The sequence below is a fragment of the Pseudothermotoga elfii DSM 9442 = NBRC 107921 genome, from assembly GCF_000504085.1.
GTDB lineage: Bacteria > Thermotogota > Thermotogae > Thermotogales > DSM-5069 > Pseudothermotoga_B > Pseudothermotoga_B elfii.
The window spans coordinates 669,196-681,448 of sequence record NC_022792.1; the positions used below are offsets into that span (position 1 = coordinate 669,196).

Below are 12,253 nucleotides of genomic sequence, written 5' to 3' on the forward strand. Positions count from 1 at the left end.
ACCTGCTTTTTTATGTTATAAACATGGCATCGCCAAAAGAATAGAAACGATAACGCTTCTCGATGGCTTCTCTGTATGCCTCCATAATGAAATCATATCCAGCAAAAGCTGCAACAAGCATCAGTAGAGTTGATTTGGGAAGATGGAAATTTGTTATCATTGCATCTACAATTTTGAAGTTGAACGGTGGGTATATGAAGAGCCTGGTTTCTCCTTCAAGCTTGCCATTTATTCCATATTCTTCCAGTGCTCGAACCACAGTTGTCCCAGTTGCTATGACGCGGCCACCAGACCGTTTAGTTTTTTCTACTAACTTAACAGTGTCCTGGCTAATTTGATATCGTTCTGGATGCATTTTATGATCCTGAACAAATTGGGTCTTCACCGGTCTAAAAGTACCAATTCCGACATGTAAAGTTATCTCTGTAACTGTCACACCAATTGACTTAATTTTTCTCAAAAGTTCTTCTGTAAAGTGAAGTCCAGCTGTTGGAGAAGCAATTGCACCATTTATTTTCGCATAAATTGTTTGATATCTTTCTATTGGTATCTTTGAGTGAACATATGGAGGTAGAGGAGCTTCACCGAGCTTAAAAAGATCTTCATCAGTGGTTTCAAATTTCAAAGTTCTCATTCCCTGATCAGCTTTTGATAAACACTCAGCAGTGAAAGTTTCAAAATTCAGAATATCTCCAGGTTTCACCTTTTTTCCAGGTTTAACCATGCAATTCCACAAATTCGTTCCAATTTTCTCAACCAGAAGTACTTCAATTGTTGAATTGGCTTTTTTTGCGAAAAGCCTTGCTGGGATAACACGTGTGTTGTTGAGTACCAGCAAGTCCTTAGGATTCAGATACTCGACTATATCTCGAAATATCCTATGTTCTATATTCCTACTTTTCCTATTCAAAATCATCAAACGCGAGGTATCACGTGGTTCGACAGGGTTCTGAGCTATCAATTCATTCGGTAAAATGTAATCGAAGTCAGAAACTTTCATTCAAAAAACCTCCTTGGATCTATTCTCAAAATACCTGGATTCCATTCTGAAAATCTATCACTGCTGATAACAATTGCCTTTTTCTGCATTGATAATTTTATTATCAGTTCATCTGCTGGGGAATGCAGGATGATTGAAGGGCTGTGGTACCAGGGAGAGTCTGTGAACCCTGGAAAATACAATATATTTTTGTCAAAAACTATCAAAAATGGATAGTAGAATTCTTTGTTCTGAGAAATTCTTTCGAGAATGAAATCGATATCGAATATCCTCTGTCTGTACATAACAATGTTACTGCCATCCAGAATCATTGGGCAAACAATTCTACGAGTTAGAATTGCTTCGATGTATGGATGACATCTTAATTTTTCGATTACAGATGATCTTTCAATGTAACTGAGATCTAAATAAAGTTGTTTAAATGTTTCAACATCACCGAGATTATAAATCGTTAATTGGTTGATTTCATTGACTAACCAGTCTATATTACTGTTTTCAGCTTTCATAAGAGCAGCTTGCAATTCAACAAAATTTTCAAGTCCTGATTTTTTCAGTAACTGCCGGCATTTCAAAACAAATGTTTCTATATCGTTTTCTCCGGTCATATCGATCATTTCTGTACTTGGTGGAGGGTAAAGGGAAGGTTTTACCCAAAATAACCATTCAAGAGCGGCAATAGGCGGCAATGAGAAGTCTTTAGAAAATTCTTCAAGTCTCATAATAAGTGGTTTTTTCCCGTGAAGAAGCCTTTTTACTGCTTTTTGCATAGAGAAAAGATTTTCGATTCTTATAATGGTTTTTAAAGGACCGATCAAATTGGATTGAAATACCTTTAATATATTAAAATCCCAATCCTCTAAGGAAAGTGATTTCAGAATTTTTTTTCTTCTGATTTGTAATTTTTCTAATCTCAGGAGATAATCTGGATCATAAATGTTCAACTTCATTTTGTTCTCCCTACAATCCAGTAAGTCAAATAACCAACTAATATAGAAAACATGGATCTGTAAAGCGAAACTACCATAGGTGATTTAATGTGGCAAAAGGTATTAAAAGTAGATAGAAGTGCGATTGCTCCTATGATTTCAAGAATGAAATTCCATTTGAACTTTTTCAATCTTAAAGACATAAAATATGCTGGATAGCCAACTATTTCTTTGAATCTTGGTCTAATCCAGAGTAATCCTTCAATACTATCTCTGAGTTTTCGTTCGAATTCAGATACAAAGGACACATTCCCTGATCGGGAAATATAATATAATCCTGCTGTTGCAACAACAATTAAAAGAAAAGGAAAGTATTTTTTGAGCCATTTCCACTCTTTGATGAATGTTTTAACGATTAGCAAGCTTGGTAAGGCTATCAGAGATATTTTTACCCCTCTGTATTGAAGAATATCATTTATATGCAAAAAATCTGAAAGGGCTGCGTAAGTTAAAATACCAATGATGAGATAAAGTAATGGCAGAAGCTCCTTTTTTTTGGCGCTAAAGTAAATTGCAACTGTGGCAATTATTGAAGCTGTTGAGACTGCCAGCGGAAAGCTAAAAAAAACTACAAATAATGGTATTACAGCCAGTACTATGTTGAAAGAACCTATTGCAAATAAAATAGCTAAAAAAGGTATGAACTGAAGATTTGCAAAATTGTTTTGAGGAATGGGTAATGGCGACGGTCTACCGAATTCGCTTTCAATCTTTTTCAGTACATAATTCATATTGATATTTTTTACTGGTTGCACCCAAATAAAATCTATACTTCTTTCAAGAATAGCCCTTCTCAATCTGTAGTAAACCATAGACTCATTCATCCTGAGTTTCTCAACTTCTTCTTCTCTTACAGTATGAACACGGAAGACGGCTTCTTTTTTTAATCTATCTTGCACAACTTGTTTTGCGAATGGTGTACTTTCATTGAACTCAAGAATACCTATGTTCGTGCCGTATTCGTCCGCCATGACTGTATAGTCAGCAGGATCAAATGTGGAAAAATCGCCTTTGAAAATTACATATTTCATGAAAGGTTGAAGAATCTCCCCTGGTTCAACAATCCAAATTATCTCGCCAGTTTCCGTTGTGATTCTTTTTTCATCCAGGGTATAACCAAGTGAATATTTAATCCCACATAGATCGCTTTTAATTCTCATTGGGGTAAAATAAGCAAGATAAAAAAATGAAACTATTATAAACACAGTTCCGCTAACGCGCCTCAATTGAATAGCTTTCCCCATTTACTCTCACCTTTACCGAGTTACCTTTGCCGATCCACCATTTTAGATATGGCGAAGAAAACCAAAAACCTCCAATTTCGGTTACAAACTCATTTTTCTCTGCTATTATTCCCTCTGGAGGCAATTTTTTATTGAAGATATTCTCAACAGCATAAGACCTATTTCCAAAATTATCACGTGCCATCACAATTAACACGTGTTTTCCCTCACTAAGACTTATTAACCCTTTGGTAAGTTCTATCTTTTGATCATCTATATAAACCTGTACATTGTAGCTACTTTTATCAATTGTTTTAATGTTTATTTCAAACAAATTTGATCCTCTCTCAGTGATTGAATTACTTATTTGTGGAGGTGTAGTGTCCAAAACAGTGGTTTTTAAAAGCTCTATTTTGCAGGGTTCAATCTTTACAAATGTTACTGTTCCAGGAAAATCAAATTTCTGCATATGAAACCCACTCAGAGATATATATCCTTTGGGGAGATATGAGCCGAGTTCAGCAGTTCTCACATTTTCTTGCCACTCTTGTTCGTCGATTTTAACTTCGAAAACATGGTGTGTGTTTTGAAAATTTGCCTCTATTGTGTGAGATCCTGTTGAAAATACAGCACATGGGCTGTCTACGTGTACTCCATTAATAATCCAATCGATCTTTTGCATTGGCGTGCTGGTGAAAACTGGTATTATAGCTCCACCGAACCCGGGATATTTTGTCAACACGTAATCAATCTGACTTTTAGACACATTTATTGGATATTTACCTGGTTTGGAGACCATAAAGGGGTCATATTTCACAAAATGTGGTAGAAACTCGTTCAATCTTTTTTGATCGATTTCTTCTAATAAGATAAAGTAATCTGCATATACTTCGATAGGGTAGCTGTCTATGATTATAGAAATAGATTGACTCGATGAAAAAAGTTCAATAAGTTTTTCAAATACCTCTTCTGGAACAATCACATCTGTTGAAGACGTTCCTAATGTCAGACCAGAGTCAGTAATAAAAAATTTTGTTTTTGGTAAGGGGATATACTCGACATCTATTCGAGGAGGAATATAAAATTCCTTAACGACTCCTCTATATTTCAAATTTTTTGGAATCTCTGCTTTGAATGTCATTTTGAAATCATCGGTAAAAAGATAGCCACTACTATCATAGGTGTTCAGAAGTAACGTTTGTGAAAAACATATGGTTGTTAACAATGCACAGATGAGAAAGATTCTCATTTTTTTAGCCCCTTAATCACACGCTCAAGATCATCCGGTAAGGGTGCTTTAATGGATATAACACCAGGTTCAGAAGGATTTGTAAAACTTATACGAATACAGTGGAGGAATTGTCTTCTCAGGTTATGCTTTTTTTTGAATAACTCATTTACTTTTTTATCTCCGTAAAGGATATCGCCAACAACTGGATTTCCTATTAACGCAAAGTGTTTTCTTATCTGGTGAGTCCTTCCGGTGTGAAGGATTACTCTCAATAAAGAAGTATCCCTGAAGTTTTCGAGAACTTTGTATTCTGTCAGCGCTTCTGAACCATCAAGGGGTTTGTCTATGAATCCATCTCCGAAAATTTTTCCTGAAACTAAGGTAATGTATTCTTTTTTGACCAATCTATTTCTAAACATGTGGCTCAACGTTCTTGCCGTTTTTACATTTTTTGCTATAACCAGTGCTCCTGAAGTATCCCTGTCCAATCTGTGAACCAAGTGTGGTTTAAATCCCTTTTTTGCTCCGTAGAAATGAAGCCCCTGGATAAGAGTAGTTGATCTGGTTTTTTCAGATGGATGAATCGTTATACCAGCTTTTTTGTTCAGAATCAAAAGATTATCATCTTCATAGAGAATATCGAGTTTAAGTGGAATTGAAGGCAGATCTTTTTTTTGTCGATAAATGGCTAAATCTGCCTTTATAGTAACTTTATCTCCCACATAAAGCTCTGTGTATGGTTTGCGCACAGTCTTCCCGTTGACCTGTACACAGCCAGTTCTCAGAAGTTTATAAATTTCCGATAATGGAACTGCTTTCAGTTCATTTCTTAAAAATTTGTCGAGTCTTCTGTATGAATTCTCTTCGTTAATAGACAGTTCAACAATTTTATTCTCCATACTTCAAGTAAGTTTTAATTTTCCTGTTTATCTCCTTTCTCTTAATTTCTTCGCGTTTGTCATATCGTTTCTTTCCTCTGACCAGTGCTATTTCTACTTTTGCCAATCCGTGGTCGTTGAAATATATTTTCGTTGGTATAAGAGTCAACCCTGTGGTTGTCAATTTTCCTATCAATCTTTTAATTTCTCTTTTATGGAGCAGTAACTTTCTTGGTCTTTCAGGATCATGATTAAATCGATTTGCAAACTTATAGGGACTTATATGGAGGTTCAGCATATATATCTCGTTGTCTCTCACTCGACAGAAAGCGTCTTTAAACGAAACGTTTCTCTCTCTCAGAGATTTTACCTCTGTTCCCTTCAATTCTATACCTGCTTCGTAAGTTTCCAGAATCTCATAATCACGGATCTTTTTGTTCGTAGCTACTATTTGCACAAGATACCACCTCAATCATATCTGAATATCTTCAAAGTGTTCTATGCCTTTTTCTGTTACTTCAATTACATCTATCCTGTAACCTTTAAAGCTGTCTTTCGTATTCATAATGTAATCATTGGCAGCTAACTGTATGTGCCGTATTTTCTGCAAATCTACCCTGGTTCTTGGTAAAAAGAAACTGTTCCCACTTTTTACTTCAACAAAAACGAGGTACCCTCTGTACCTCGCTATTATATCAATTTCGCCAAACCTGGTTCTATAATTTCTGGCAAGTATTTTAAAACCCTTGTGTCTAAGGTATCTGGAAGCCTTTTCTTCTGCTTCTTTCCAGTTCAAATGTGAATACCAGGGACAACTATTTGGCCGGAACGTTCCTTTGGAAAAGCGGATTTTATTAAATCAACGCAATCGAAATCTCTCACAAAATCTTCCCTCAGTTCTACAAATCTTTCAACAGGAGTGTACATGGGCTCGGTGCTTTCCACATTCACCTCATCCAGTAGTTCCATATATCCAAGAATTTCCCTCATATCTTTTTCAATCAATTTTCTCTGATCTGCTGTTAATTTCAAACGCGCTAATTGTTCTAAGTGTTCTATTAGACTCTCATTTATTTCTATCAAGAAAAATCACCTCACTCAGATCCACAATATCAGCCTGAACAGCCATCTTGTTTTCTTTTACTATCTTTTGGTATATCTCTGCTCTATATATTTTAACATGAGACGGTGCAGATATACCTATCTTAACTTCGCTTCCCTCTATCCTCAAGATTTTTACTTCTATGCTATCACCTATCATAAAACTTTCTCCAGATTTTCTTGAGATCACCAGCAAACTATTCACTCCCTGTTTTGCTCTTTTTGAGTAGACTCTGACTTCTCTCTATTTCATCTTTTACAAGGTGTTTCACAGAATAAGAGCTGTTTTCTTGAATGATCTGTTTTGCCTTTCGGTTTTTCAAGTTTATAACAATGGGAGCCAGCAGATTGATTGTTGTTTTTTCGGGACATCCTTTTGGTATTGTTAATATCGATAAGATACCCACGTCATTCTTATCCTTAATGTCAAGATCTTGGATATCTTCGTCAGTAAGAGTGAGAGAATAGTCAATGCAAACAAGCCAGGGATCCACCACAGGTAAAGCAACAAATGGATCTTCGATAGATGTAAGCCACTGAATTGGTTGATTCTGGATGGGGATTAACGCAAATTTTCGCAGATGCGTAAAGCCGGGAATACCTTCATTAAAATACAAAATATCTTCGTCGCGTATATCAATTTCACCCAGCTTTGTCTTGTAAATCATTATCTGTCCACCTCTTATCTTTTCTTTCTATTCTATAAAATCCACGAGTGTACTTGTTAAAACATTTGCTGCTGACTTTAAAGCAGCTGTTAAAGCAGCCTGGTGCGTTGAAAGTTTTGTCAACACCTCTGTTATATCTGCGTCTGTTTCCTTGGAAATGTATTCGGTCATGAATGTATTTAAGTCTTCTATTCGTGTGGAGATCATCTCAACCATTCTCTGATCAGCCCCAATTTTTGCTAACCCTTTCGATACTGTATCTTCGAGATAATCCATACTCATCAACGAGATTCCACCGAGAGTTTCCTGATCATTAGATTCAAGAGCGTTTATTGTTATATCGATAAGCTGGAAAACACTCATTCCACTATCAGTTTGGAACACATCTTTTGCAGAAAGTCCATATTCAACTCTATATCCGAGCGCATTAACAAAGCGGGATTTTGCCGAGTCAGGATTCAAAACAATATTTCCATCTTGATCAACAGGCGGCTTGTTGCTTGCATAACCAGCAAATATATAATCTGTTCCTATCTGCGTGTTTGCAATTTGTATAAGCTGCTCTTTTATTTGTTTAACTTCCTGGGATATCGCTTTTCGTTGTTCATCGGTTAAAATTCCATTGGCACCCTGAGTAATAAGTTCTCTCAATCTCTGATAAATGCTACTGATTTCTTGCAGTGATGTATCGTAAGAATTCAGAATATTTTCCGCGTGATCTATATTTCTCTCGTATTGCTCTAATTCACGGAGTCTGCTCTTTAAGTTGGATGTTCTTGTTGCAGTTACAGCATCGTCGCTCGGATATCTGACTTTCAAACCAGATGAAAGTTGATCGTGGAATTTGGCAATACTGTTTATATTTTTTTGGATGTTGGTAAGAACTCTCTCACCAATCATTTTATTGGTAATTCTCATTTTTACTACCTCCCTACGACACCCAGCTTATCTATAACCCTTCCTATCATTTCATCGATAGTTGTTATAACCCGAGCTGAAGCATTAAATGCATGCTGATATTGTATCATGTTAGTCATTTCCTCATCTAAGGAAACACCCTTTACACTCTCTCTTGCTTGATCAATCTCGCTTCGCAAGAGTTCGGTATTATCTTTCATTTTTGAGGCGCTTTCTGATTCAACTCCGAGTTCAGCAACAATACCACTCATAAATTCATAAAAGCTTTCTTTGCCGTCTGAAAGCAACGTCTCATATCTTGAAGAAGATATGAGATTTACTATTTCAACGTTGCTCTCTCCTGTTGGCAGAAAATCTGTTGCGTTCCATGTGATGTTCCACAATGTTTTGCCTATATCTACAGCGAGAGATTCCGCGTTTAAAAGTAAAGCATTTGACACATTCCATTGGTCTACAAAGAAATAAGGTTCATAACTCTGACGTTTATCAACGGTCAGAAATTCACTCAAAGAAAGCCTGTTTCTGGCAGAATCAAAGTCCTCGTTTCTTGATATTAAAGTATAAGAAACAGACCAGTCCGCATCAAAATTTACTGGGTCTGAGTTTGTATCTATAAGCCCAAGCATTTCAAATAACCCCTGAGGACCTTCGATTGTAAATGACATGAGATCAAATCCGTAACTTTCTCCAGCTCTGAGGACAAAAGCACTGTGAGGGGTCAGATCAGCCGTAACACCGGTATTTGCTGAATTTATCTTTGTTACGAGGTCTTCGAGAGTATCTCTGGTTGGATCAATATGAATTTTTGTATTGTTTATAATTATGTCAAAACCGTTTGTCGCATCAAAATTAGTCATCGAAAAAGCTATATTTTCCAGAGTTTCTGAAGGATCAAGTACAGTGTATGTTTTATAATCAGCACCAGCCTGAACAAAAAAGCCTCCGTCATCGACGATACTTAATCTGTCCGGGTCAAACTCCATTTGCCCATTAGGAATTATTAAAAGGGTGTCATTTACTATCAGGGCATGTACATTTGATAGCTGGCTGTTTACCTGATTTGCTATATCATTCAGGGTTGTTGAAGAATCAACTGCTATGTTCAGTGTCTCTGTGATTTTTGTACCATCAGAGAGCGTTTCTTCAAAATTGATCGTGTATGATCCACTTTGAACATTTGAAAGATCTGAAAAAGATAGTAATTCAAGTTGCTTTGTTGAAAATCCCAATTTGCTGAGAACACCGCCGTTTTCATCTATTACAAGTGTGTTTCTGAGATTTTCTGAACTTTCAAAATACAGCCTGTAAAAAGAGTTTACGCCGTCAGGGCTGTGCTGCCCTGTATTCAGCGTCAGCCAAGTAGTCGATAATTGTGTAATTAAATCGCTCACGTTGCTTCCGCTGCTGATAGAAATATTAGTGCTGTTAGATCCGTCAAACAGAACCAGAGATCCATCTGAAGTAAAAGTGAGATTTTGTAACTGTGATTCACTGGTATACCCACTCAAACCTGTAGCATAATATAAAGGTCCGGATGAAATCTTTCTGCTTCCTAAGATTCTGTATAAAGCGGGATCATCATTCCCATAGGAAGACACAATGGGGTTAAACAAATTCAGGCCAGTAATTTTACCTGATGAGTCAAATCCTTCCCTGTGAATCAGATTCAGTTTATCTGTCAATGAAAGAGCGAATTCGTCGAGGTAATTCATGTATTTGACGATGCCGCCATCTCTCAGATCAAACAATGCCTTAAGTTTTCCGTCAGAAACCGTTATTTTTGAATTCCCAGCAAACAATTCAAAAAAACCTTTTGCATAGGGTCTTTGCTCAGCTCTGATTTCTGTTTGAACCGAGCCAGATAGCACTACCTGATCACCGAACATCAATATTGTCTGCCCGTCAGAAGTCTCGTAATATGAGATATTTGCGTATTGTGAAAGCTCATCGAGTATTCTGTCTCGCTCATCAAGTAAATCATTTGGTGTCGTCCCAAAAGCTACCGATATTCTGATTTGTTCATTTATCTGCGCGAGCCTTTCTACCATTGAGTTTATATCATCTGTTGTTTGATAAATCTCCTGATTGATATCTTCTCTAAGTTGTTGAAGGCGGGTATAAAGATCTTTAATATTTGTGACAAGCTCTTCTGCACGTGATATAAACTCTCTTTTTGCTGCAACATTTGTTGGATCTGTTATGATTTCTTCCGCAGCGGAGAGAAAGGAATCGTATAAACTCCTTATTCCAGAATCTCCAGGTTCTGAAAAAAGCTGCTCAATGTAATGAAGGTTAGAGTAAATTGTATCGAAATAACTATACCTGTTTGAAGTTTGTCGATACTGAATATCGAGAAATAAATCTCTGACTCTCTGAACATCTGTAACCTGAGAACCTGTTCCAAGCATCAAAGGAATAGATGGTTGAGTTAAGGTTGCTAAAGGGATTGGTGATGTTGTTTGAATAACAGGCCTCTGCCTTGAATAACCATCAGTACTGGAATTCGCTATATTATGAGCCACGACATTCATAGCCAGTTTATGTGTGTAAACACCGAGTAACGCTGTGTTTAAAGAACCAAAAAGGCTTAAATTTGCCAGAAGATCCCCTCCTCAATCAATTGATCTTTCTCTATATTAAGGATTGTTTCCTAAGAATATTATCGGCAAGGCCAAAGAGGAGATTAGCTTTGAGCTTCGAATCTGTGTGAAGAGCTTTTTCTCAGCGATGCATCACCATTGTATGTTGATTGAACAGGATTGCTGAATGTCGAAATCAGCATATCTATATAATCAAGCTGAAATTTAGACAGTGTTTTCAATCTATCCATCTGTACTGAAATCTCGTTGAATAATTTTACGATTTTAAAAACCATTTCAAGAATAGTTCCACCGGTTTGTTTGGCAAATTTGTAAAATGAAATTTCCTGAGGATAATTCAAATTTCTCTTCAAAGATTCAAAACATTCTTTTCTTTCATCTTCAAGCTTTTCAAAAGAGCAGATCAACTGTTCCAGCGTAACAGTGGTACTGCTCATTTCATTCAGATTTTTAGATAACATGGATTTCTCGTGCTGATAAAGGCTTTTGGAAATTTCCAAAAGCACAACTTCCTCATTTGAGAGGATTCTAACCAGCTCTTCCATTTGTTACATCTCTCTGAGTAAATGTCTGGCTATTCTGTTCACGTCTATATTGTATATGTTTTGCTCAACAGCTTTTTTGATCTCATTTACGAGCTGCTCTCTAATTTCTGGTGATTCCTTGGCTGTTTTTATCATTTCTGCAATATTCAAACTGATATCTATACTCTCACCAGGAGCAGATTGCTTTATTTTTGCTTTTTTCTCAACTTTCTCAACGTTCTCTGCCTTCTGTGGCTGGAGAGGACCACCAATTCTGTTTATTTCCTGCACTCAAAACCCCTCCTGAAGTGTATAATCGTCCAAAAGAGAAATTTCTTTAATCTGGAGGTAATTGACAATGTCTGAAATAAATTTTGGAAAATACATTGCATTAAGCTCTTTTGTTCACAAGTTAAACCCCGTTTCGAAAATATTTTTCGTCATTTTTCTTATCATAGAGACATTTTTGATCTCTAACTGGCTGTATTATATCATACCTGGAACTCTGTTGGTGATTTTTATGCTTGGTTCAAAAATCCGGATTTCTTTGTATTTTGAAGATGTAAAAAAACTCTGGTTTTTGATCCTGATAATTTTTTTATTACAGTTTACCAGTGGGGTTAATCTGCACAATTTATTTAATGCAATTGAAACAGTTTTAAGAATAATCATCATTGTACTACTGTCATCAATTTTTATTCGCACAACCCGACCTGTTGAGCTTGCTCGTTCAGTTGAAAAAGGATTGATTTTGATACGAGTCAGAAGATCTTTATCGAGAGATATATCGATGACATTAGTGCTTGTTATGCAATTTATTCCGGTACTTCTTAAAGAAATTAATAGAATAAGAACAGCTCAGATGATAAGAGGCTCAAAGATGTCGAGGGGAATTTTCAAAGGCTTGCAAACTGTTATATCCATAATGATACCTCTTGTGATTTCAACTATAAGGCGTGCAGAACAGGTTGCAATAGCTATGGAAAGTAGAAGATATGGTATGTATGATAACACCACGAGTTATTATAAAAGTGAAATAAATCTTCCAGATGTAGTCGTTATAGTCTTGTCTGTTGTCTTGCTAATCTTGCCAGCGGTTTTATCCAAATTATTGATAAAATAAA

The 12,253-nt window shown here is 36.4% G+C and carries 15 protein-coding genes; 1 reads left to right on the forward strand and 14 read right to left on the reverse strand.

Annotation, left to right across the window (positions count from 1 at the left end):
* Positions 1 to 10 precede the first annotated feature (10 nt).
* The 14 genes from queA to TEL01S_RS03345 form a co-directional block, all read right to left on the reverse strand.
* Positions 11 to 1,000, reverse strand: a complete 990-nt coding sequence (queA, locus tag TEL01S_RS03280; RefSeq protein ID WP_028843351.1) for a tRNA preQ1(34) S-adenosylmethionine ribosyltransferase-isomerase QueA — start codon at positions 998 to 1,000, stop codon at positions 11 to 13.
* Positions 997 to 1,947: a hypothetical protein gene (locus TEL01S_RS03285; RefSeq protein ID WP_028843350.1), complete on the reverse strand. Its 951-nt coding sequence runs from the start codon at positions 1,945 to 1,947 to the stop codon at positions 997 to 999. The genes queA and TEL01S_RS03285 overlap by 4 nt, the downstream gene beginning before the upstream one ends.
* Positions 1,944 to 3,230, reverse strand: a complete 1,287-nt coding sequence (locus TEL01S_RS03290; protein WP_028843349.1) for a DUF5693 family protein — start codon at positions 3,228 to 3,230, stop codon at positions 1,944 to 1,946. Before TEL01S_RS03290 ends, TEL01S_RS03285 begins: the two co-directional genes overlap by 4 nt.
* On the reverse strand, positions 3,199 to 4,458 hold the full coding sequence (locus TEL01S_RS03295; protein WP_028843348.1) for a hypothetical protein: 1,260 nt from the start codon (positions 4,456 to 4,458) through the stop codon (positions 3,199 to 3,201). The genes TEL01S_RS03290 and TEL01S_RS03295 overlap by 32 nt, the downstream gene beginning before the upstream one ends.
* The gene (locus tag TEL01S_RS03300; protein WP_028843347.1) at positions 4,455 to 5,339 is read right to left on the reverse strand and encodes an RluA family pseudouridine synthase; all 885 of its coding nucleotides are present in this window, start codon (positions 5,337 to 5,339) and stop codon (positions 4,455 to 4,457) included. Before TEL01S_RS03300 ends, TEL01S_RS03295 begins: the two co-directional genes overlap by 4 nt.
* A complete protein-coding gene (gene smpB / locus TEL01S_RS03305) occupies positions 5,329 to 5,775 on the reverse strand; it encodes an SsrA-binding protein SmpB (protein ID WP_012002713.1) in 447 nt (148 codons plus the stop codon). The genes TEL01S_RS03300 and smpB overlap by 11 nt, the downstream gene beginning before the upstream one ends.
* A gap of 15 nt (positions 5,776 to 5,790) precedes the next feature.
* Complete coding sequence (locus TEL01S_RS03310) at positions 5,791 to 6,114, reverse strand: YraN family protein (RefSeq protein ID WP_012002714.1); 324 nt, start codon at positions 6,112 to 6,114, stop codon at positions 5,791 to 5,793.
* The gene (gene gatC / locus TEL01S_RS03315; protein ID WP_012002715.1) at positions 6,111 to 6,401 is read right to left on the reverse strand and encodes an Asp-tRNA(Asn)/Glu-tRNA(Gln) amidotransferase subunit GatC; all 291 of its coding nucleotides are present in this window, start codon (positions 6,399 to 6,401) and stop codon (positions 6,111 to 6,113) included. The genes TEL01S_RS03310 and gatC overlap by 4 nt, the downstream gene beginning before the upstream one ends.
* On the reverse strand, positions 6,385 to 6,609 hold the full coding sequence (gene csrA, locus TEL01S_RS03320) for a carbon storage regulator CsrA (RefSeq protein WP_407636301.1): 225 nt from the start codon (positions 6,607 to 6,609) through the stop codon (positions 6,385 to 6,387). Before csrA ends, gatC begins: the two co-directional genes overlap by 17 nt.
* A 7-nt stretch (positions 6,610 to 6,616) precedes the next feature.
* Complete coding sequence (gene fliW, locus TEL01S_RS03325; protein WP_012002717.1) at positions 6,617 to 7,087, reverse strand: flagellar assembly protein FliW; 471 nt, start codon at positions 7,085 to 7,087, stop codon at positions 6,617 to 6,619.
* A gap of 27 nt (positions 7,088 to 7,114) precedes the next feature.
* Positions 7,115 to 8,005 (reverse strand): flagellar hook-associated protein FlgL, encoded by an 891-nt coding sequence (gene flgL, locus TEL01S_RS03330; protein WP_012002718.1) that lies wholly within the window; start codon positions 8,003 to 8,005, stop codon positions 7,115 to 7,117.
* Between the two features lie 5 nt (positions 8,006 to 8,010).
* Complete coding sequence (gene flgK, locus TEL01S_RS03335; RefSeq protein ID WP_028843345.1) at positions 8,011 to 10,605, reverse strand: flagellar hook-associated protein FlgK; 2,595 nt, start codon at positions 10,603 to 10,605, stop codon at positions 8,011 to 8,013.
* 83 nt (positions 10,606 to 10,688) lie between these two features.
* Entirely contained in the window at positions 10,689 to 11,150 is a 462-nt protein-coding gene (gene flgN / locus TEL01S_RS03340) for a flagellar export chaperone FlgN (protein WP_012002720.1), read from the reverse strand.
* Positions 11,151 to 11,153: 3 nt separating this feature from the next.
* Positions 11,154 to 11,420, reverse strand: coding sequence for a flagellar biosynthesis anti-sigma factor FlgM (locus TEL01S_RS03345; protein ID WP_012002721.1), 267 nt, complete (start codon positions 11,418 to 11,420; stop codon positions 11,154 to 11,156).
* Between the two features lie 67 nt (positions 11,421 to 11,487).
* Here TEL01S_RS03345 and TEL01S_RS03350 point away from each other — a divergent pair, with 67 nt between their 5' ends.
* Complete coding sequence (locus TEL01S_RS03350; protein WP_012002722.1) at positions 11,488 to 12,252, forward strand: energy-coupling factor transporter transmembrane component T family protein; 765 nt, start codon at positions 11,488 to 11,490, stop codon at positions 12,250 to 12,252.
* The last annotated feature ends 1 nt before the right edge of the window (position 12,253 follow it).

Excerpts from the sequence above, each read along its gene's own strand:
- queA (WP_028843351.1), bottom strand. The coding sequence starts at position 1,000 with ATGAAAGTTTCTGACTTCGATTACATTTTACCGAATGAATTGATAGCT.
- TEL01S_RS03285 (WP_028843350.1), bottom strand. The coding sequence starts at position 1,947 with ATGAAGTTGAACATTTATGATCCAGATTATCTCCTGAGATTAGAAAAA.
- TEL01S_RS03290 (WP_028843349.1), bottom strand. The coding sequence starts at position 3,230 with ATGGGGAAAGCTATTCAATTGAGGCGCGTTAGCGGAACTGTGTTTATA.
- TEL01S_RS03295 (WP_028843348.1), bottom strand. The coding sequence starts at position 4,458 with ATGAGAATCTTTCTCATCTGTGCATTGTTAACAACCATATGTTTTTCA.
- TEL01S_RS03300 (WP_028843347.1), bottom strand. The coding sequence starts at position 5,339 with ATGGAGAATAAAATTGTTGAACTGTCTATTAACGAAGAGAATTCATAC.
- fliW (WP_012002717.1), bottom strand. The coding sequence starts at position 7,087 with ATGATTTACAAGACAAAGCTGGGTGAAATTGATATACGCGACGAAGAT.
- flgL (WP_012002718.1), bottom strand. The coding sequence starts at position 8,005 with ATGAGAATTACCAATAAAATGATTGGTGAGAGAGTTCTTACCAACATC.
- flgN (WP_012002720.1), bottom strand. The coding sequence starts at position 11,150 with ATGGAAGAGCTGGTTAGAATCCTCTCAAATGAGGAAGTTGTGCTTTTG.
- TEL01S_RS03350 (WP_012002722.1), top strand. The coding sequence starts at position 11,488 with ATGTCTGAAATAAATTTTGGAAAATACATTGCATTAAGCTCTTTTGTT.